Origin of the sequence: Clostridium sp. AM34-9AC, assembly GCF_003480225.1 — a bacterium.
GTDB lineage: Bacteria > Bacillota > Clostridia > Lachnospirales > Lachnospiraceae > Acetatifactor > Acetatifactor acetigignens.
In genome coordinates, this window is record NZ_QUIU01000012.1 from 33,443 (window position 1) to 55,324 (window position 21,882).

Sequence of the window (21,882 nt, forward strand, 5' to 3'; positions counted from 1 at the left end):
TTAAAAAAGTATAAAAAGCGTGGAAGCACTTGAAAGTTCTGCACGAAAAGTGCATATTTAGGATGCAGGAAAAGATACAAAAAAGATACGAAAGAAGGCTGAAGTTATGTTTGAAATGAAACCGGAATACTATATTGGAATTGACATGATCGATCAGGAGCATAAACAGTTGTTTGACTATGCCGGTGAAGCATACGAACTGCTGCAAGAGGAATTTACTCCGGATAAGTACGATCACATTGACGCAATTTTACAGAAGCTGCGCGACTATACCGCAAAGCATTTTGCGGATGAAGAAGCGTATATGGAATCCATCCAGTACAAAAAGATTTTTACCCAGAAGATTCAGCATCAGGAATTTATCAACAAACTGGATGAATTTATTGATCAGCATGAGAAAGATGAAGAAAATCAGGATGAGCAGATCATGGATATTCTGAATTACCTGACAGACTGGCTGATTAACCATATCCTTCATGTGGATGGACAGATTCCGAAAGAGGCGTAAGACCTGACTTTTCCGGAATGATTTCCCACATGGGACATAAGATGTAAGAAGCGGAAGTAATGGGGAGTGCCCATGGACCAGAAACTGGAAAACATCCTGAATCTTGCATTGGAGACCCCGGAGGAAGAACGGGAACAGACGGAAAGTCTGAATGTCGGTTACAGTGCGGAGAGCCGCAGCTGGGAGCTGATCGTAAAATATCATGGCAGTCTGGACGGACTGCGGGAACAGAATATTGTGGTGGAAGAGCTGATTGCCGGATATGCGATCCTTACGGTACCGGAGACACTGGTAGATACCGTATCGGAGACTCCGGAGATCGAGTATGTGGAGAAGCCTAAGCGGTTTTACTATCAGCAGACAGATCCGGACGGCGCATCCTGCTTTCCACCGGTGACAAGAAGAACGCCTTTTCTGAATGGAAGGGGCGTTCTTTTGGCTGTATTGGATTCCGGGATCACCTGGGATCTGGAGGTGTTCCGCAAGGCAGATGGCAGTACGAGGATACGGTATCTATGGGATCAGACGATACCATGGGATCAGACAATTCCGGGAAAGCAGGCCGCATCACGGGAGCAGGAGACGCTGCGGAATCCGACATTGCCACAGAATCAGATAGCGCCGGAGGAAACGGGCGATACGGGATATGGGAGGACACCGGATGGATTTCCCATCGGGACTGAATATACGGAGGAGGAAATCAACCGGACACTGAACAGCAGTGTACTGGAACGGTACGGCCTGATCCCCAGCAGGGATCTGACCGGCCACGGAACGGCAGTGGCAGGGATTGCCGCCGGGAGAAGTGCGGACGGTCTCTATACCGGGGCAGCCCCGGAGGCGGAACTGATCATCGTGAAACTGGGACTTCCCAGGGAGGAAGGTTTTCCCCGGACCACGGAGATTATGCGAGGCGTTACTTATGCGCTGCGGAAAGCCAGACAGTTAAATATGCCTCTTGTCATCAATTTGAGCTTCGGCAACAGCTACGGTTCCCACGATGGAAGTTCTCTGTTGGAGAGGTTCCTGGACAATGCTTCGGAGATCGGCAGGACGGTGATATGCGTGGGCAGCGGCAACGAAGGAGCCGCCAGAGGACATTTTGCCGGCAATATAACAAGGGACGGCCGCGTGGAACTGGCTGTGGGCAATTATGAGAGAAACCTGAATATACAGCTATGGAAAAATTACAGCGATGTGTTCCGGATAAGACTGCAGGCCCCGGGAGGTGAGGAAGCAGAATTGTCCACAAATATCCAGGGAGGAAAATACACGCTGGAATTGGAACAGACTAGAATACTGGTTTATCTGGGAGAGCCTCTGCCCTATGCGGTGGCACAGGAAATCTATCTGGACATGATCCCGGCAGAGGGAAGCTACATCAATGCAGGGATCTGGACAATCCGGCTGGAACCGGTAGTGACTGTGACAGGACAATATTATCTGTATCTCCCAGCGGGAAGCGGAATCGGGGAGAGTACCGGATTCTACCGTGCCACACCCCAGGTGACACTGACCATTCCGTCTACCGCAGCCAAGGTGATCACCGTGGGAGCCTATGACCAGGTCTATGATACCTATGCCGATTTCTCCGGCAGAGGCTATGCGGATAGCACAAGAACCATTGGTGTGGCTGCTGCGGGACTGACCAAGCCGGATCTTGTGGCTCCCGGTGTGAATATCCAGGCTCCGGATGTCTACGGCAGTTTTACTCCCGTGACCGGCACCTCCTTCGCAGCGCCCATTGTTAGTGGTGCGGCAGCGCTTTTGATGGAATGGGGGATCGTGCAGGGGAATGATCCCTTCCTCTACGGAGAAAAGGTCAAAGCCTGTCTCAGAAAAGGCGCAAGACCCCTGCGGGGAGAGATAGAATACCCCAATGACCGGGTGGGGTATGGGAAACTGTGCGTGGCGGATAGCTTTCCTGAAAATTAGCACAATTAGAAAAAATGGAAACAGTTCCGGAACTGGATCCCTGTAAAATAGCTTAAATAACTTCAGAAAAACCTGCCCTTTTGTAACTATTGTATAGAAATAAAAAGGGAATTTGTGTAAAAAGGTGCATTGAAAGCCACATCTTAAGATGCTACTATAAACATGAACAATCGTTTGCGCATAAAATGGCAATAAAAAGATATGAAAAAAACAGATTGCGCAAAGGATGGGGAGAATAGTGTGTCTGCAATCCGAGGATTGCAGGTCACGGAAAGGCGTGACTTGATATGAACAATCATTCAGAGAATGACAAGGCGATGACGATTCATGATGTAGCGAGAGAACTGGGGGTGTCTGCCAGCACGGTTTCCAGGGCAATCTCAGGGAAAGGCCGTATTGGGGCCGCTACCAGAGACCGGATTCTCGACTACATAGAAGAACATGGCTTTTATCCCAATGCGGCAGCACAGAGCCTGGCACAGTCCAGGACCAATAATATCGCAATTATCCTGCCGGAGGTCAATACCCTGGTGGATATCCCCTTTTTCCATACCTGTATGTACGGTGTGGAAGAGGTGGCACAGGCCAATGACTACGATATTATCGTGGTGACGACGAATGGAAACGATACCAGACCGCTGGAGCGGCTGATCAAAAACCGGAAAGTGGACGGAATGATCCTTACCAGGACCTATGAGAACGATAAATATGTAAAATTCCTGAAACAGAAGCAGATTCCTTTCGTTGCAGTGGGAAAAATCCCTGACGATGATGTGGTACAGGTGGACCACGACAATGTGGGAGCCTGCAGAGAACTGGTGACGGTACTGTTTGCCAAGGGCATACAGAATATTGCATATCTGGGCAGTGATATGGATCAGATGGTCAACCGTTGCAGATATCAGGGCTATGAGGAAGCTTACCGCAAAGGCAAACGCAAGCTGAATCCGGATCTGGTCTACACGGACTTGAGCAGCAAGGCTATGGTGGAAAAGGCCGTGGAAGAGCTGAAAAAGAGCGGTGTGGAGTGTATTTTGTGCCAGGATGACTACATCTGCGATGAGGTGGTAAGAAAGCTTTCTCACATGGGTGTGCGGATCCCGGATCAGATGAAAGTGGCATCCTGCCATTACAGTCGTATCCTGGAGAACTATCCCGTTACAGTGACTTCCCTGAAATTCAATATCACAGAGCTAGGCAGGAGATCCTGTCAGGTGCTGCTGGACATGATTCACGGGAAAACGGTTCCGGACAAGACACTTCTGGACTATGAGATCATCTTGAAAGAGTCTACGAAGGGCTGAGTTTGATGCGGAAAGCCATGACTTAGAAAAACGTTTTCCTAAATTTTTCCCCAAAAATGAAGAGAAAAACTACTTTTTACAAAAAACAGGTATGCAGAAAACCCTGTAAAATCAATGGTTTCAAAGCACATTTGTGCAAAATATACAATTTTAGATCTCAATATCAGTCATTATTATAAATTGACAACATAAGGAAATGTTGCTAAACTATTATTGTAGACAAGCGGTTGCGCAATACGCACAAACTTGCAAAACAAAACAGGAGGATAACAAAATGAAAAAGTTAGTCGCTTTAGCAATGTCACTGACTATGGCATTCTCTCTGGTAGCTTGTGGAAACTCTGATGCTTCTGCAAATGCCGGAACAGATACCACAGCAACTTCTGCAGCAGCAACCACCACCGAGGCTGCACAGCAGACCGCTCCCGCTGAGAAGCAGGACGTTACCCTGAGAATCTGGGGTGCTGAGGAAGATCAGACCATGTTACAGGGCATGATCGATTCCTTCAAGGAGCATTATGCAGATTATGCAAACTTCGATATCCAGCTTGGTACCGAATCCGAGTCCACAGCTAAGGATACTGTTTTAGCCGATATTGAGGCTGCTGCTGATGTGTATGCTTTCGCATCTGATCAGCTGATCGATCTGGTAAATGCAGGTGCCCTGCAGTCCGTTGATGAAATGGATGCAGCTCTGGAAGCTTATGCAGGCAAGAGCGTAGCTGATGTTAAGAGCGCAAATGCTCCCGGTTCTGTAGATGCAGCAACCAAGGACGGCACACTGTATGCATTCCCTATGAGTGCTGATAACGGTTATTTCTTATATTACAATTCCACTTTAGTAACTCCCGAAGATGCACAGAGCTGGGATACCTTACTTGCAGCAGCTGATAAGGCTGGCAAGAAGGTTGGTATGACTCTTGCTTCCGGTTGGTATAACGCTTCCTTCTTCTATGGTGCAGGCTTCACTACCGCACTGAATGATGACGGCAGCACTGCTATGGACTGGAACGGCACCAGCGCTGATGGCGTTACCGGTGTACAGGTGGTACAGGCTATGCTGAACATCACCGGCAACAGCGCATTCCTTCCGATCGCTGATGGTGACGTATCTAACCAGATCGCTTCCGGTGATCTGTGTGCAGTAGTTTCCGGTACCTGGGATGCAACCGCAGCTCAGACCGCTTTTGGTGATGGCTACGCAGCTACCAAGCTTCCTACCTATACCTGTGGCGACAAGCAGATCCAGCAGGGCTCTGTAGCAGGCTTCAAACTGGTAGGTGTTAACAAGTATTCTGCAAATGCAGGATGGGCAACTCTGCTGGCTGACTGGATCACCAACGAAGACAACCAGGCAGTACGTTTCGCAGAGAGAGAGATCGGACCTTCCAATATCAACGTAGCAGGTTCCGAGGAAGTTTCTTCCAATACCGCTATCGCAGCTCTGGCTGAGCAGTCCGCTTATGGTGTAGTTCAGATCGTCGGTGGCAAGTACTGGGATCCTACCGCTACCTTCGGTGAGAAAGTAGCTCAGGGTCAGCTGAAGGCTGATGATGAAGCTGGTATCCAGGCAGCACTGGATGAGCTGGTAGAAGGTGTTTCCGTACCCGCTGAATAAGTTTGGGAAGATGATCTGTTCCGGTTCTGTTACAAATGAATGATGAAAACGTTCTGGTGCAGAACGAATACAGAGAATAGAAAGGCGTCCTGAAGCTATGAACAATAATACGTAGTGGAGGGATGCCTTTTTTACAGGAAACGTTTCCGGTAAGTGGGTTCGACTCCTGCCTGCCGGGTTATGTAACTAGTCAGATGAACGCGGGAAGGTGTTCCGAATAGTTACTAAATTGTTTATTTTAATATTAAGAAAGGAGAGGGCAGAGAATGAAGAAGAAAAAGAGCGGAATCGGCGGATTCTTCAAGGAGTTCGGTGAGGCAGTCGTAAAAGGAGATCTGTTCGTAAAATTATCCCTGGTCTGGATGGGAGCAGGATATATCCGCAGAAAACAAATTATCAAAGGTATTTTAATGACTCTGCTCGAAGTGGCAGTCATTGTATTTACCTTTGGCTTTGCCACAGAGTATGTACGTGATTTTGGAACTTTGGGAACTGTTCAGCAGGAGACGGTTTTCAACATTGCAACCATGCAGAATGAATTCAACGATTATGACAACTCGTTTATGATCTTGTTGTTCTCCGTAGTTTCATTTGTTATCTGGTTTACATTTCTGGTGATCTGGCTTAAGAATGAAGTGACTGTTTACCGGCTTCAGAAAAAAGCACAGGCAGGAGAACATATCAATACGTTTGTAGAGGATCTGCAGCAGTTCAAGAATGATAAATTCTATATCACACTGCTGGCACTTCCCGTCATGGGGGTCGTTATTTTCACGATCGTTCCTCTGTTGATCCTGATCGCTGTCGCATTTACAAACTATGATCAGGGACATATGCCTCCTTCCGCTTTGTTTACCTGGGTGGGATTTACCAATTTCAAGAATCTGTTCTCCAACGGTGGAATGACCATTACCTTCGGTTATGCTTTCCGTAAGATTTTGATCTGGACACTGGTATGGGCACTGTTCGCAACCTTTACCACTTACCTTGGCGGTATCCTGTTGTCCTTGCTGATCAATAATAAGAGAACGAAGCTGCCGAAGCTGTGGAGAACGCTGTTCATTGTAACGATCGCAGTTCCCCAGTTCGTTTCCTTGCTTCTGGTACGTAACTTCTTCGCTAACAACGGTATCATGAACACAATCTGTGCCAATGCGGGAATTACCCAGTGGCTGAGAGATATCGGCGCGATCAGCACCAGTTATATTCCGTTTTTGTCCGCTCCCGGATGGGCACACGTAATGATCATCCTGATCAATATCTGGATCGGTATTCCTTACCAGATGCTGATCGCTACCGGTGTGCTGATGAATATTCCTTCTGACCAGCTGGAGAGTGCGAAGATTGACGGAGCTACTCCTCTGCAGAGCTTTATTCATATCACCATGCCGTATATGCTGTTCGTCACCGGACCTTCTCTGGTAACGGATTTTGTCAAGAATATTAATAACTTTAACGTAATCTATCTGTTGACCCAGGGTGTATATACCACCACCAATCAGGCCATGGCGAACTCCCAGGCGAAGGAAGTGGACCTGCTGATCACCTGGCTGTTCAATCTGACACAGAGTTATTACAATTACAAGATGGCATCCGCCATCGGTATTATCGTGTTTATCCTTTGTGCGGTATTTACCCTCATTGCCTTCAGCAGATTCCTGAAGGGTGACAGAGAGGAGGCGTTCCGTTAATGAAGAGATTTATTAAGACTTTATTACATAACCTGTTACTGGCGTTTTTGGCATTTGTCTGGCTGGTGCCCATCGTATGGCTGGTGGTCACCTCCTTCAGTGCATACACCGGCATGAATACCAGCACCTTTTTCCCGAAGGAATGGAGCCTGGTCAATTATAAGAACCTGTTGTTTTCCGCAGACAGTGTGGCACAGTTCCCGAACTGGTTCAAGAACACCTTCATCATTGCATGTGTGGTATGTGTGATCTCCACTGCTTTTGTACTGATGGTGGCCTATGCGACCTCCTGCATGCGTTTCCCGGCACGTAAGCCGCTGATGAACGCCGCAGTTATTGTGAATCTGTTCCCCGGTGTATTGTCCATGATCGCAGTATATTTCATTCTGAAGACTCTGAACCTGACCAATACGCACCTCGGACTGATCCTGGTATATTCTGCCGGTTCCGGTCTGGGTTACCTGATCGCAAAGGGCTTCTTCGATACGATCCCGAATTCCCTGCGCGAGGCCGCTTATCTGGATGGAGCCAGTGAGGCTACGATCTTCTGGAAGGTTGTTATCCCCATGAGCCGTCCCATCATTGTATATACAGTTATCAGCTCCTTCCTGTCCCCCTGGATGGATTTCGTATATGCTAAGCTGATGTTGAATTCCGGTATTTCTTCCCAGTGGACTGTTGCTATCGGTCTGTACAATATGCTGGATAAGAGTCTGATCAACACTTACTTTGGTCAGTTCTGTGCAGGCGGTGTACTGGTATCCATTCCCATCTCTGTATTGTTCGTCATCATGCAGAAGTTCTATGTGGAAGGTATTACCGGTGGTGCCGTGAAGGGTTAAACTGCTTCGGCGGTTTAACCTGGGAGAATCCATGGAATGGATTCTTTAGGATAAACGTATGACATGGAGACAAAGAGTTAAATTTATGGATAAATTTATCAAAGGTATGGATGTATCGAGTCTGCCGGAGGAGACAGCTCTCGGTGCAAAGTTTTATGACGAAGGCAAAGAGGGGGACGCACTGGAGATCCTGAAAAAATACGGTGCCAACTCTCTGCGCATCCGTCTCTGGAATGATCCTTACAGTGAGGACGGCAAGCCTTACGGAGCCGGTACCAGTGACTTTACAAAACTGGTGGCACTGGCTTCCGCAGGCAAAAAGCTGGGTTACAGCTATCTGCTGGATCTGCATTACAGTGATTTCTGGGCAGATCCCGGCAAACAGTTCCCACCCAAGGAGTGGGCATACGCAGATGCGGATGCACTGGAGAAGCATGTGTATGACTACACAAAGGATGTGCTTTTGAAATTAAAGCGTCTCGATCTGCTTCCGGAGATGGTACAGGTGGGGAATGAGATCACCAATGGTCTGATGTGGCCCCACGGAAAATGGGACAACGTTGACAATATTGCAAGATTCATCAGTGCTGGCATCCGTGCGGTGAGAGAAGTATCACCGGACAGCAGAGTGATGCTTCATCTGGACTGCGGCGGCAACAATGCCCGCTGCAGAGAATGGTTTGATGCCTATGTACAGAGAGGAGAGGACTTCGATGTCATCGGATTGTCTTACTATCCCTTCTGGCACGGAACGATTGATGACCTGACCAACAATATGAATGACCTTTCCCAGAGATATCAGAAGGACGTCATCGTGGCGGAAGTATCCATGGGATTTACCATGGAAGACTATGCCGACAGAGAAAAGATGTCCTCTGAAGAACGCAAGGGCATGGCAACCAAGCCTCACCTTGCGGAAGCGGTGGAATATCCCATGACACCGGAAGGACAGGCAGATTTCATGCAGAAGGTCATGGAGCGTATCGCACAGGTTCCGAACGGCAGAGGAAAAGGTTTCTACTACTGGGAGCCGGCATGGATCCCGGTGCCGGGCTGCGGCTGGGCGAATGAGGAATCTCTGAAATACATTCAGGATCCCGGTCCCGGCGGAAACGAATGGGCCAATCAGGCGCTGTTTGACTATGACGGCAATGCGTTACCGGCGCTTGCAACGATCCGTGATTTTTAGACCGGCAAATAACGGAATGCCGGGAATGTCAAAATACGGATATTTTCACAGCTTTAGAAGATAATTTCCACAGAACGCATGTCGTAAGCAGTTCCGGGAGATTAGATATAAAATGCCTAATGGCGAGATGGAGGAAAAGATGGATAAGTTTATTGTGAATATCATTCACCGTCCGGAGATGGTTCCCGAGTATGCGGAAAAAGTAACCGGACACGGCAAAGAAGAGGATCTGGGCAGAAAAGCGCTGCTGACAGAGTCTCTGGATATTTTCAAGTTTCAGCAGGAAACTGCACACAAAAACGGTCTGAAAACAACCATTCAGATGACCTACGCTTCCCTGTTCAACGACGAAGCGGTAGCACTGGCAAAGGCTGACCACGAGAAGTACGGTGATGAGATCGCACTGTCTCTGTTGGGACTGCCTTGCACAGAGTTCCGTGAGAAGTACAAGACCAAGGATTTCTGTATCTGGATGTTCTCCATGGAAGACAAGAAGTCTATCGTGGATGACGTATTCGGCAAGTTCCATGAGAAGTTCGGATTCTATCCCGAATCCACCGGATCTTACTACATGGATGCAGATCTGACCAATTATATCAAAGCAACCTATCCTACCGTAAAATGTGCGGTAGCAACCTGTTGGGAAGAAGGTCCCAAGGCATACCATACCTGTAACAACTCCTGGTATACCTTCATGGATGGCGGTCCCTGGGCTCCATGGATTCCTTCCAAGCAGAACACCCATGCACCTGCAGCCAATGAGGCAGAGGACAGCGGTATCGTAGCGATTCCCCATCTGTCCAGAGATCTGCTGGCATGCTATGACGGCAATGGCTCCAACTTCGGAACCCATCCTCAGAACGTATTGCGTGGTATGATCTATGACACCAAGACCTGGGAGTATCCTTATCTGTACAACCTGATCGATCAGTATCGTTCCCTGGAGAAGTACAACAACGGATACGCATACAACATGATGTTCGTAGGACCCGGCTGGCTGAACAAAATGGGCCGTTGGGAGCAGCCTTACGAACTGTTGAAGAAGAGTTATGAAGACGGTATGAAGTATTACGGCGACCTGAAGAAGGAAGGCAAGCTTACCGATATGACCATGGCGGAGTTCGCTGATTACTATCGTCAGAAGAAGACCTACACCGAGCCTGAGTGTGCTCTGTGGAGAGATATTTTGTACGGTTCCGACAAGCAGTTGTTCTGGTACTGTGATCCCTTCATGCGTGCCTGCGTAAATATGGATCAGGGCGGTGCTATCGTAGACCTGCGCCCTTACGCTGCAAAGCTGGAGTGGCCGGTAGGTATCGGCACCAAGCATGTGACCGATGCTTCCTATCCTTTCCTGATCCAGGAGAAGTACCGTGCAGGTTACTTCACACATTATGCAGGAGAAGGTACCGTTAGAAGTGCCAAGTTAAAACACAACGGTGAAGAAGTGGATCTGTGCCTGTGCCGTACCAAGGCTCATTTCTCTCAGGAAGGCAGCACCAGAATCCTGACATTGGATCCCGTAGATATCGAGTTCTATGATCTGACCGTAAAATTACAGACCATCGTTTCCTTCGAGGAAGGCAGCTCAGCAATCAAGATCGAGCGTAAGATCCTGGAGATGAGCGATCCGAACGCAGAAGTAGAACTGAACGAGTACATCGTAGCATGCTATGGTACCACTGAGTACTCTGAGGACATGCTGGGTATCACCCTGAGCACCAAAAAGGGTGACGAGGTAGAGACTCTGGATTACGAGTACAAGTGCCGTGAGATGGAGAAGGCAGAGGCTGACGAAGTAAGAGCTGTCATTCCTCAGATCGAGACCGCAGTATCCATGAGCACCAATGCAGAAGGCGCTGTCGGATATGTGAAGGAAGGATATGCATTCTCCCCGATGTTTACACTGGGTTACAATTCCAAAATCAAGGATAAGGAGGTCGTTGCAACATGGCTCAAGCTGGAAAAGGCAAATTAAACTACAGATGTCCCTCTTGCTTCATGAGAGATATCGATATGGATATGTTCTACGATAAGGATAAGAAGGAATACTACTGCCTGCGTTGTCAGTACAGGGGATCCGAGGAAGATGTCCTCAAGAAAAATGAAATGGCAAGATTCCGTTATGGCGCTATGTATGAGCGTTACACCAAATTCGATTTTGATTGAGAAAACGGATAAAGCGATTGCATAAGAGCATTGAAAAAAGGGGCTGTATTACAGCTCCTTTTTCATATATTCATATATGAAAAGAAATGAAAAATACCTTTTGTAAAATCAATCTGTACAATGGGAGAATGTGTTACATGCCTTATGATAAAGCAGAGCAAGAACAGAATTCCAATCGCAAAAGCCCCATGATCGATCCATTTGTCCGATAAGTGAAGAAGCCGGAATTTCCAAAGAGGAAAAATAATAAAAATTCCCAATACTACAGGCCAGAGAGGATGATAATAAAAGGCTGTTGTAAGATCACCGCTTAATAGGCATAAAAATGCTCTGGTCATTCCACAGAAAGGGCATGGAATGCCAAAAAAGAATAGTAAAGGGCATTGATATCCTGAGAACCACAGGAAAAGCAGGAGTAGTGCAATAATAGAAATAAGAAATATAGTTTGTTTTATGTTTTTATTCATGATCAGCAACCTATAAAAAGAAAAAAGCTTTTGTCGTCTCCGGCAAAAGCTTTTTTTATCCTGTGATTATGCTGTATATTTACCGTCTACGAATACAACTTCTTCGGAACCGGCATAAGCAGCACCGTATGCCTTGGTAAGAGCAATGATCCAGTCGACCAGGCTCCATACTCCGCAGCCACCGGCAGTGAGAAGCTTCAAAATTCCGAGACCAACCTGACCTCTGACGAATCTATCAACACCCAACTCACCAAGTAAAAAGCAGAAAACCCAGGCAAATACATGCTTGTTAACACGCTTTTCCATTAGAAAGCCCCTCCTTTGTATTAGATGATATCATCATTATGATCCGTTAGTGAGAAAAAATCAATCAATAAACGAAAAAAACATAAAATTATGTGCTTTAAGGGTCTATAAATAGTTATTAGAGGAACGTTTTAAAATAAAGCGCACATTGTATCCGGATTCGTCACAGATCCCGCGGACGATCTCTTCCGCAGCATCCTTGACATTGTCGTTGATGCAGATGATACAGGCATCTTTTTTGCGGCTGAAGAAGGAAGCCTTCGGCCAGCGGATATAATAAGAAATCCGGTTTTTCAGCAATGCTCTCTCGATGAGCTGCTTGCAATCGGGATCGGATACTTCGCACAATTCAATCTCATTATTAACTTTCAGAGTGGTATATAGCGGCTGCATGATGTCACCTCCAATAGTATTACAAGGCGATTATAGCACAGATTCTTTGAAATGCGCAAGTAGCGCTTATACTTGACGCGGTATCCGGAAGAAGGTACAATAATACACACGGAATATGGAAACCGAAACAGCCCGGACGGGAAGGACAGACAGATCCAAAGTACGGGCGGTAGGAAGAGAAAGGAGATCATACGATGGATATTATAGAGAAGATCGGTGATACCATCACCGAAAAGGGAAAAGTAGCGGCAGACAAAGCAAAAGAACTGGCAGCCATTGCTAATCTGAAGAGCCAGATCTCTACCTGCGAGGAAGTCATGAAGAAGAACTATCTGGAGATCGGCAAGATCTATTTTGAACAGTACAGCGATATGCCGGAGCCTCCTTTTGAGAAGCAGTGCGAGACCATTAAGAACAGCCAGAGAGCCATTGCAGATTTACAGGAAAAGATCGAACAGCTGAAAACAAAATAAAACGAAATGACGAAAATAAAAACAGGGTTGACAGCAATCCTGTTTTTATTTATAATACAGACATAACAATGTTATGTGAACGAGTGAACATATGATAGAATAAACTCTTCCATAGAAAACATACCTGACTGCTTGCAGGCAGGGGATGCTTTCTATGAGAGGAGTATTATTCCCCAAGGAGATCGCAATGCCCTTAAAACAGGAAACGCAAAATGAGAATAAAGAAACCAGGCAGCACCTTCTGGAATGTGCCAAAAGGGAGTTCCTGGAAAAAGGATATATGAAAGCTTCCCTGCGGAATATCTGTAAAGAGGCCGGAGTGACCACAGGGGCGCTGTATTTTTTCTTCAAGGATAAGGAAGATCTGTTGGCAGCACTGGTGGAAGAGCCGTTGCGGCAGCTGTATGCAATAATGGAAGAACATTATGCCACAGAGATGCACAACGAGGATCAGGTGGCACAGCTGGATATTGCGGATGACGGGGATCTGGAAGCATCCAGACAGATCATCCGGCAGATGTATGCGAACCGGGAGGCCTTTCTGCTGCTCCTGACGAAATCTCAGGGGTCCCGATTTGAAAATTGTCTGGATGAGGTCGTGGATATCTCGGAGCAGCAGTACCGCAGATTATGCGATATGGTGACGAATGCCACCGGAAGACCGCGGGTCGATGATTACATGACACACTGGATGGCCCACATTATGGTAGATACTTTTGTACACCTGTTTCTGCATGAGACAGAAGAGAGAGTGGCATTGAAGCATGTGGATGCCTTGACGATGTATCTGGTGCGCGGATGGATGGGCATAATGACAGAAAGCTAAAATACAATGCACCCCAAGGAAGTTTGGACTTTGCAGGGGTGCTGTTTCAGAACATTAACATAACAGTGTTATGTTAATGAAAATCATTATCATTAGTGATGAGGAGGCAGGATATGTATCTGGAAGTGAAGGATCTGAAGAAGAGCTATGGAGAAGGCGGCGGTTATGTACAGGTATTAAAGGGAATCAACGCAGGAGTGGAACAAGGTGAAATGTGTGTCATCCAGGGCACCAGCGGTTCCGGAAAATCCACGCTGCTCAACTGCATCGGAGGACTGGATACCGTGGATTCCGGTTCCATCGTAGTGGATGGACAGGAGGTGGCGGGGCTTAACAGTAAAGCACTTTCCAATTACCGTCGGGAGAAGCTGGGTTTTATTTTCCAGTTTTATAATCTGGTGCCGAATCTTACGGTGAAGGAAAATATCCAGGTCTGCCAGTATCTGACGAAGAATCCTTTGAATATGGAGGAACTGCTGCAGGTACTGGGACTGACGGAACATCAGAACAAGTTCCCGGCACAACTTTCCGGCGGACAACAGCAACGCTGTGCCATCGCCAGAGCCTTGATCAAGAATCCGAGCCTTCTGTTATGCGATGAGCCTACGGGTGCGCTGGATTCCAGGACTTCCCGGGACATCCTGATACTGCTGGAGGATATCAACAGACAGTATGGCACTACGATGCTTATTGTTACGCATAATAATTCCATTAAAAACATGGTACATCAGGTCATTATGATCAAGGACGGACAGATCAGCAAGAACTACCGGAACGAGAAACGTGTTCCTGCGGCAGAACTGGAGGATTTGTAGGATGCAGAGGATATTAAGCAAACGAGTACTTCGGGATATCCGGGAAAACCTGCTTCGGTATCTGGCACTGTTTTTCCTGGTGGCACTGGTCATGTATATGGTGGTGGCTATTGTGGGAGCTGCCGAGACTATTATGCAGGGGACGAAGGAGAGCGGACGTGTCCATCACAGAGAGGACGGACAGTTTGGTGTTTTTGTTCCGCTGACCGAAAAAGAGACCGCACAGATCACGGAAAAAGGTGTGACACTGCAGAGGGATTTTTCCCTGGATTTTCATCTGGGACAGTCCACGTTTCGTGTCTATCAGGCAAGAGAATCGGTAGATCTGTTCGTTCCAGCAGAAGGGGAGGAAATTCCGGCACAGGGAGAGATCCTGTTGGAACAGCATTATGCGGAAAAACATGAGCTGCAATTAGGAGATATCTTTATCGTTGGGGGAAAAGAGTTCACCGTTACCGGAATCGGCAGCACGCCGGATTACGATGCTGCTTTTGAGAAAACGTCAGATACCACTGTAGACAGCAATCTGTTTGGCTTCGGATTTGTCACGGCAGAGGATTATGAAGCTCTGAAAGCAGGCGGACAGAATTTCCGGACGGAGGATTACACTTACACCTATCTGCTGAATGATACCATGACGGATCAGGAACTGAAGGAACTGTTACAATCCTTCGAACTGGACCGCAGTAAGGTGACGGATACTTATTTTCTGGAAATGCTGGCAGATGCGGAAGAGACGAAGAACGATATTCAGGATGGTATCCAGGAACTTCTGGATGGCGTGGATGAGCTGGTGGACGGTGTGGATGAACTGGCGGATCATAATACAGAACTGACGGATGCGGCGGATGAGTTGTTTGATGCTATGCTGGAACAGGTGAATGACAGCCTGAAGGATGCCGGAGTGGAAGTGACACTGACTTCAGGAAATTATGAACAACAGCTGAATGCCATGATCGCTAATCCTCATGCCTACACCGCATCCCTGCGGCAGAACCTGCAGGACGCGAAAAAGTCTCTGGAAGATCTGCAGGAGTTTCGGGATGGTGTGAAATCCTACACGGACGGAGTTAATGCAGCTTCTGCCGGCGGCGGAGCACTGGTGGGCGGTATGAGTCAGATCACGGAAAACAGTGCTGCGTTGAATCAGGGAGCTGATGCTATTTTTAATGCCATTTTGGGCATGGTGAATGAACAGCTCCAGGCAGAGTTGGAACCTTATGCGGCATACGGGATCAGCTTTCCGGGACTGACGGCTGGCGGTTACGGAGAGCAGCTGGATCAGCTGGCAACTGTCTTTACACAGATGGGGGCATCCCAGGCAGCGGGGCAGCTGTCTGCAGTGAAAAGTCAGCTGGACACCGTGGCACAGTTTCGGGATGGGGTGAAAGCCTATACCGCCGGTGTCGGAGAAGCAGCCGGAGGATCCCAGAAGCTGTTCCAGGGACTGAGCGTGCTTTATACCGCCAGTGAGCCTCTGGTAGACGGCACAGATGCCGTGGTGGATGCACTGATGGATATGGTGGAGGCACAGCTGGAAGAAAGTGATATTCAGGTAGAACTGACTGCCGACAATTATAAGGAAGAGCTGGACCGGCTGATGGCAGAGGGCAGCAGTGTGGATGCCAGGCTGCGGGATTCCTTGAAGGACGCGAAGGATACTTTGGCGGATCTGGAGGATTTCCGGGGAGGAATCATCGATTATACGGATGCCGTGGATGAGATTGCGGATGGCAGCAGGGAACTGCGGGACGGTGTGCAGGAACTGCAGGATGAAGCCAATGATATGATCGATGAGTATTTTACTTTCGATATCGACAATCTGACACAGTTTCTGGTGGCAGGGGATAATCCCAGAATCGATGCCGCCAGCGGGGATGTGATCATCAATAAATATGCCGGTATGGTATCCGGTATTATCCTGATGGTCATGTTCACTTACGTGATCTCCGTATTTGTGGTACATAATATTGAAAAAGAGAGCAGCGTCATCGGTGCGCTGTACGCTTTGGGTGTGACGCGAGGGCAGCTTTTGTTCCATTATCTGCTCAATCCCATGATGATTTCCTTCTTAGGAGGTGCGGTCGGCTGTGTCCTGGGCTTTTCGAAGTATGGTACCGGCTGGCAGATGCAGGACAGTATCGTGTATTTTTCCCTGCCACCCATGGAAATCGTGACTCCGGCCTATCTGCTGGTCTACAGTCTGGTCATGCCGCCGGTGACGGCCGCATTGGTAAACTGTCTGGTGATCAGCAAGAAGTTGAAGCGCACGGCACTGTCTCTGCTTCGAAATGAACAGACCGCAGGCAGGGCCGGGAAGATACAAGATGTAAATCTGGGAAATATGAAGTTCCTTCACAGATTCCAGGTCCGTCAGCTCCTTCGGGAGATGCGTTCTGCCGTGGCGGTGGTGATCGGTATGTTTATCTGCCTGCTGGTACTTTTGATCTCTGCAGACTGCTATGTTCTGTGTAAGAACTTTGGAGACGCCTGCCTGGATGAGACGACCTATGCTTATATGTATACTTACAAATATCCCACGGAGGATGTGCCGGAGGATGGTACTCCGGCTTATGTGGAGAGTCTGAAAAAAGAGGCTTACGGTTATAATCTGGATGTGACGGTACTGGGAATCGATAAGGATAATCCATATTTTCCGGTGGAGACCAGCAATAAGAAAAATGAGATCGTGATCTCCAGCGCCGCAGCACAGAAATTTGGCGTGAAGGTCGGTGACAAACTGGTGCTTTCCGATGAAGTGAACGAGAGAGATTATGCGTTTACTGTCAAAGATATCGTTCATTTTGCCTCCGGTGTTTATGTATTTTTAGACCGGGATGCCATGCAGGAACTGTTCGATCAGGAAGACGACTATTATAATGTAGTATTCGCCGATCATGCACTGGACATCGACAACGGCAGACTGTATTCTACGGTATCCAGAGAAAACGTGGAGGAAAGCTCTCAGATATTTACGGATATGATGGGACCTATGGTCAGCATGCTGGCGGCCATCTCCGCACTGATCTTCATGATCGTCATGTATCTGATGATGAAGGTCATGATCGACCGTTCTGCATTCTCCATTTCCCTGATGAAAGTATTCGGCTACCGAAAGGGAGAGATCCGCAGACTGTATCTGGACGGGAACTTCTATATTATAATGTTGGGAGCATTGTGGGGAGTACCGTTGGCAAAATGGTCCATGGATCTGATCTTCCCGTATTTTATTTCCAATGTAGCCATCGGAATGGATTTGCAGTTCCCGCCGCAGTTGTACGGCATGATCTACGGAGGCATCCTGATCTGCTATCTGGTGATCAACTTCCTGCTGGTGGGCAGACTGAACAAGCTGGTGCCTGCGGAAGTATTGAAGAATAGAGAGTAAATAAGTAAGTAAATATAGGTAACAGTTCAGCCATGAACATATCTGAACTGTTACCTAACTTTTTGTATAAATGCATACTAACCCTATTGACAAACTAGGAAATATAAGGTAATATCATCTAAAACATAGAAAACATATAGACTTACTAGGATATAAAAGACGAGGAGGATGACACCGTGGCAGCAACCTTTGATACGACAGAACAGAGAATCCTTAAGATCATAGATGACAACCGGGAGACCATCGTAGAGTTCGCAAGAGATATTTACGATCATGCAGAGCTGGGCTACAAGGAATTCCGCACTTCGAAAAAGTTCGTGGATTTTATGAAGAGCTTACAGCTGCCGGTACAGACAGATCTGGCCATCACCGGAGCAAAAGCCTATTTAAAAAAAGAAAAGGCCGGAAATGCATCCCTGGCATTGATCGGAGAACTGGATGCCCTGAGGATTCCGCAGCATGCACATGCAAATCAGGAGACACAGGCAGCTCACTGCTGTGGACATCACGCACAACTGGCAGGAGTCATCGGAGCGGCGCTGGCACTTACGGATGCAGAGGTGGCACAGAAGCTGGATGGACAGGTGATCTTCTTCGCCACACCGGCGGAAGAGTACGGTGAGATCGAATTCAAGAATCAGCTGATCGCTGATGGCAGGATCGCTTACGGTGGTGGAAAATGTGAACTGATCCGCATCGGTGCTTTCGATGATGTGGATGTGGCACTGGCGCATCATATTTCCTTAGAGGGAATCCGGCTGGGAAGTAACAGTGGCAATGGTTTTGTATCCAAGGTGATCCGTATCAAAGGAAAAGCAGCCCATGCGGCGGGATGTCCGGAAAAAGGTGTCAACGCCTTATCGGCAGCAAGCCTGGGGTTACAGGCACTGGCACTGAACCGTGAGACCTTCCGGGATGAGGATTGCGTGAGGGTTCATCCGATCCTGACCAAGGGCGGAGATCTGGTCAATGTAGTTCCCAACGAAGCGGTGCTGGAGACACTGGTAAGAGGCAAGACCCTGGAAGCTTTCGCAGATGCATCCGTCAAGACAGATCGTTCCTTCAAGGCAGGAGCACTTGCCATGGGAGCAGGGTATCGTATCGAGACTATGCCGGGCTATCTTCCTTCTCTCTGGCAGCCGGCACCGGAAGAGATGGCCGATGCTGTGAAAGCACTGGCAGGAGAAAAAACGGTATACGAGGTCAGACCGGAGGAACACAGCGGAGGATCCACAGATGTGGGAGATGTACAGCATCTGCTTCCTGTGATCACTTTCAATACCGGTGGTGCCGTCGGTGGTTTACATCAGGTGGATTTCGATATTGTGGATGAGGAAGAAGCTTATGTGTTGACCGCAAAAATATTTGCCCTGAGTGCTTACCGAATGTTGAAGGACGGCGCGGAAGTGACGAAGCGGACCAAACAGGAATATCATCCGAGATTCGCAGATAAGCAGGAATACATAGCCTTTATGGACAGCTTTAATAAGGTGGAGGAAGCGGACATTGAGTAAAGCAGATTATAAAATAGAAGGAACGGTTCCCAGAGAACTGTTGGTAAGTGAAGTGAGAAAGGCCGCAAGACAGTTCGCCATGCAGTTCTTCCATTTCAGTAAAGTATTATATGACCAGTTCGGACTGGAGAAGACCAAAGATATCGTGAGACAGACCGTATTCGAACTGGCAGTGGACCGGTCGGATCAGCTGCGGGAAAAGGCACTGGCGCAAGGCCTGAAGGCAGATTCCGTAGAAGACTTTATGAGTGTTATCGACCTTCCCTTCACCGGATGGATCCCGGAATGGGGAGAAGATCACTGTCCCTATGCGGAAGTGTGGAGAACTTATTTTGACAAATATCCCTGGTTCCGAGAGATCGCACCGTTTTACTGTGACGTGATCGACACTACTACCATTGAGAATTTTTCCAAATGTCTCTCCCACAGGATCACACAGAATGTCATCCTGGAAGGTACCTGTTGTAAGAGAGAGTACTTTGAAAGCGATAAGGTGAAGCGAGGAGAATACACTTATGGAAAAAAAGAAGAAAACTAAGAATAAGAAACGTTTTACCTGGGTGAATCTGGCACAGCTGCTCACCGTGGCGGCACTGCTTCTGTGGATGCAATGGGCAGTAGATTCCGGCAGGGTGCTTACGATCTTCGTGGCGTCCCCGACTTCCATCGTGGAAGAGGGCATTAAGATCATTACAGACGGAACCTTATGGCCTCACTTATTGCTGACGATCCAGGAGACACTGGCAGGTTACCTGTCCGCAGTGGTAGTCGGTATTGCGGTAGGTCTGTTGTGGACATTGTTTCCGGTATCGGAGAAGTACATGAATGTATTCTGTTCGGCAATCATGGCAGTTCCGAAAGTAGCAATCCTGCCGCTGTTGATCCTGTGGTTTGGCATCGGCTTTCAGTCCAAGGCGCTTCTGGTATTTTTGTTCTCGGTATTTACAATTCTGTATAACACAGTGACCGGAGCCAAGGAGTGTAAAAAGGAATACCTGAAGGTGGCAAGGGTCTTTCGGGCCAACCGTTTCCAGACCGTATTTCTGGTCATCATTCCGGCGGCACTGCCGTCGATCTTCAACGGATTGAAGCTGGCAGCGGCAACGGCACTGACCGGTGTATTGTTCTCGGAAATGCAGTCGGCGAGAGCGGGACTCGGCTATCTGCTGACAGAATCCCAGAACCTGTTGAACACCCCGAGGATGTTCTTCCTGATCATCCTGATCACCTTATTATCTGTAGGCGCAGTGAAACTGATCGATGCCATCGAATATGCTATCAGCTATCGATGGAGACATGTATAAGCAAATAAATTTTTTCAATAGACGAGGAGGAAAATGTTATGAAAAAGAAAGTATTCAGCGTATTACTGACTGTGGCACTGGCAATCGGAGTACTGGCAGGCTGCGGCAGCAGTGCAGCAACCGGCAACAATGCAGCAACCGGAGCCGCACAGAATGAGGGAAGCCAGACAGCAAGTGCAACTACCGCAGGAGAGGAATCCGGAGACGCCATCGTGATCCGTTCCTGCTTCGCTACCGGAATGACCGGTGCGGTGAACCGTTTTGCCATTGAAAAGGGTCTGTATAAAGAGCTTGGCATTGAGTTCGAAAACGTAGAGGCCAGCGCCGATACCAACTCCACAGTAATGTCCCTGATCACCAGAGGAGAGATCGATGTGGCAGACGGAGATCCCAGTTCTTATATCCCCGGTATCTACAACGGTGTGCCTGCCAAGCTGGTAGGAAATATGTGGAGATACTCCGGATGCTACTGGCTGGTGGCAAACAATGATATACAGGATTTCTCCGATCTGGAAGGCAAAAAAGTCGGTACCGCAGGAGCTTCCGGCGGAATGAGACTTTCCGTATTGAAGATGTTGGAGAAGAACGGTGTCAGCACGGATAACGTGGATCTGATCGCCAACGGCGTATACCAGACCGCTTATGCATCCCTGACTTCCGGCGAAGTGGACGCTACGATCATTCACAACCCGTATGCGGCACTGGCTGAGGCAGACGGCACCGGACATATCCTGGGAAGAGCCTGGGACTACATCCCCGACTACTACACCGGAACCATTATTGCCAGCAACAGTTTTATCGAGAATGAGCCGGAGAAGCTGCAGCGCTTCCTGACCGCTTATTATCAGGTACATGAAGAAGTTAAGAATGACTATTTCGACGAATTTGTTGCATGGGCAGCAAAAGAGATGAATACTTCCGAAGAGGTTATGAGAAAGGCCATCGAGTCGGAAATCGATGTATGGCTGGATTATCCGGTAATCCCCGAAGATCGTCTGGCTACCACCTTTGAATATCTGAAGGAGTACGGCTGGGTAGATGAAAATGTCAGCTACGAAGGAACCTACACCAACGAATTCGCGCAGGTAGCTGCAGATACCCTGGGAATGACCGACCCGGAAGCAAAATAATTGAGAATGC

The 21,882-nt window shown here is 48.0% G+C and carries 20 protein-coding genes; 17 read left to right on the forward strand and 3 right to left on the reverse strand.

What is annotated here, in order from left to right:
* Positions 1-106 precede the first annotated feature (106 nt).
* The 9 genes from DW835_RS08800 to DW835_RS08840 all read left to right on the forward strand — a co-directional run bounded on the left by DW835_RS08800 (position 107) and on the right by DW835_RS08840 (position 11,256).
* The gene (locus DW835_RS08800) at positions 107-508 is read left to right on the forward strand and encodes a bacteriohemerythrin (RefSeq protein WP_118730992.1); all 402 of its coding nucleotides are present in this window, start codon (positions 107-109) and stop codon (positions 506-508) included.
* A 72-nt stretch (positions 509-580) separates the two neighbouring features.
* A complete protein-coding gene (locus DW835_RS08805; protein ID WP_118730993.1) occupies positions 581-2,443 on the forward strand; it encodes a S8 family peptidase in 1,863 nt (620 codons plus the stop codon).
* 287 nt (positions 2,444-2,730) lie between these two features.
* Complete coding sequence (locus tag DW835_RS08810; RefSeq protein ID WP_118730994.1) at positions 2,731-3,747, forward strand: LacI family DNA-binding transcriptional regulator; 1,017 nt, start codon at positions 2,731-2,733, stop codon at positions 3,745-3,747.
* Between the two features lie 274 nt (positions 3,748-4,021).
* Positions 4,022-5,365 (forward strand): extracellular solute-binding protein, encoded by a 1,344-nt coding sequence (locus DW835_RS08815; RefSeq protein ID WP_243037108.1) that lies wholly within the window; start codon positions 4,022-4,024, stop codon positions 5,363-5,365.
* Positions 5,366-5,631: 266 nt separating this feature from the next.
* Positions 5,632-7,056, forward strand: a complete 1,425-nt coding sequence (locus DW835_RS08820) for a sugar ABC transporter permease (protein ID WP_118730995.1) — start codon at positions 5,632-5,634, stop codon at positions 7,054-7,056.
* Entirely contained in the window at positions 7,056-7,898 is an 843-nt protein-coding gene (locus DW835_RS08825; RefSeq protein WP_117465907.1) for an ABC transporter permease subunit, read from the forward strand. Before DW835_RS08820 ends, DW835_RS08825 begins: the two co-directional genes overlap by 1 nt.
* Before the next feature lie 85 nt (positions 7,899-7,983).
* Entirely contained in the window at positions 7,984-9,087 is a 1,104-nt protein-coding gene (locus DW835_RS08830) for a glycosyl hydrolase 53 family protein (protein ID WP_118730996.1), read from the forward strand.
* A gap of 139 nt (positions 9,088-9,226) precedes the next feature.
* Positions 9,227-11,065, forward strand: coding sequence for a hypothetical protein (locus DW835_RS08835; protein WP_118731008.1), 1,839 nt, complete (start codon positions 9,227-9,229; stop codon positions 11,063-11,065).
* A gap of 23 nt (positions 11,066-11,088) precedes the next feature.
* Positions 11,089-11,256, forward strand: a complete 168-nt coding sequence (locus DW835_RS08840) for a hypothetical protein (protein ID WP_337417383.1) — start codon at positions 11,089-11,091, stop codon at positions 11,254-11,256.
* A 62-nt stretch (positions 11,257-11,318) separates the two neighbouring features.
* Here the strand turns inward: DW835_RS08840 and DW835_RS08845 are convergent, their stop codons facing one another.
* From DW835_RS08845 to DW835_RS08855, 3 genes are all read right to left on the reverse strand, one after another.
* On the reverse strand, positions 11,319-11,723 hold the full coding sequence (locus DW835_RS08845; RefSeq protein WP_118503592.1) for a DUF2752 domain-containing protein: 405 nt from the start codon (positions 11,721-11,723) through the stop codon (positions 11,319-11,321).
* A 66-nt stretch (positions 11,724-11,789) separates the two neighbouring features.
* On the reverse strand, positions 11,790-12,029 hold the full coding sequence (locus DW835_RS08850) for a TM2 domain-containing protein (protein ID WP_117465905.1): 240 nt from the start codon (positions 12,027-12,029) through the stop codon (positions 11,790-11,792).
* Between the two features lie 105 nt (positions 12,030-12,134).
* Positions 12,135-12,422, reverse strand: a complete 288-nt coding sequence (locus tag DW835_RS08855; RefSeq protein WP_022312068.1) for a hypothetical protein — start codon at positions 12,420-12,422, stop codon at positions 12,135-12,137.
* A 194-nt stretch (positions 12,423-12,616) separates the two neighbouring features.
* On the opposite strand from DW835_RS08855, the gene DW835_RS08860 reads away from it, so the two are divergent.
* The 8 genes from DW835_RS08860 (at position 12,617) to DW835_RS08895 (ending at position 21,872) form a co-directional block, all read left to right on the forward strand.
* A complete protein-coding gene (locus tag DW835_RS08860) occupies positions 12,617-12,895 on the forward strand; it encodes a hypothetical protein (RefSeq protein WP_022312067.1) in 279 nt (92 codons plus the stop codon).
* Between the two features lie 154 nt (positions 12,896-13,049).
* Entirely contained in the window at positions 13,050-13,721 is a 672-nt protein-coding gene (locus DW835_RS08865) for a TetR/AcrR family transcriptional regulator (protein ID WP_172594710.1), read from the forward strand.
* A gap of 113 nt (positions 13,722-13,834) precedes the next feature.
* Positions 13,835-14,536: an ABC transporter ATP-binding protein gene (locus DW835_RS08870; RefSeq protein WP_118669312.1), complete on the forward strand. Its 702-nt coding sequence runs from the start codon at positions 13,835-13,837 to the stop codon at positions 14,534-14,536.
* 1 nt (position 14,537) lies between these two features.
* Positions 14,538-17,924, forward strand: a complete 3,387-nt coding sequence (locus DW835_RS08875) for an FtsX-like permease family protein (protein WP_118730997.1) — start codon at positions 14,538-14,540, stop codon at positions 17,922-17,924.
* A gap of 176 nt (positions 17,925-18,100) precedes the next feature.
* Entirely contained in the window at positions 18,101-19,438 is a 1,338-nt protein-coding gene (locus DW835_RS08880) for an amidohydrolase (protein WP_118730998.1), read from the forward strand.
* Positions 19,431-19,976 carry a hypothetical protein gene (locus tag DW835_RS08885; RefSeq protein WP_117465899.1) on the forward strand — a complete coding sequence of 182 codons (546 nt, stop codon included), beginning with the start codon at positions 19,431-19,433 and terminating at the stop codon, positions 19,974-19,976. The genes DW835_RS08880 and DW835_RS08885 overlap by 8 nt, the downstream gene beginning before the upstream one ends.
* On the forward strand, positions 19,954-20,742 hold the full coding sequence (locus DW835_RS08890; RefSeq protein WP_118730999.1) for an ABC transporter permease: 789 nt from the start codon (positions 19,954-19,956) through the stop codon (positions 20,740-20,742). The genes DW835_RS08885 and DW835_RS08890 overlap by 23 nt, the downstream gene beginning before the upstream one ends.
* Before the next feature lie 38 nt (positions 20,743-20,780).
* Entirely contained in the window at positions 20,781-21,872 is a 1,092-nt protein-coding gene (locus DW835_RS08895) for an ABC transporter substrate-binding protein (RefSeq protein ID WP_118731000.1), read from the forward strand.
* Positions 21,873-21,882: the final 10 nt, after the last annotated feature.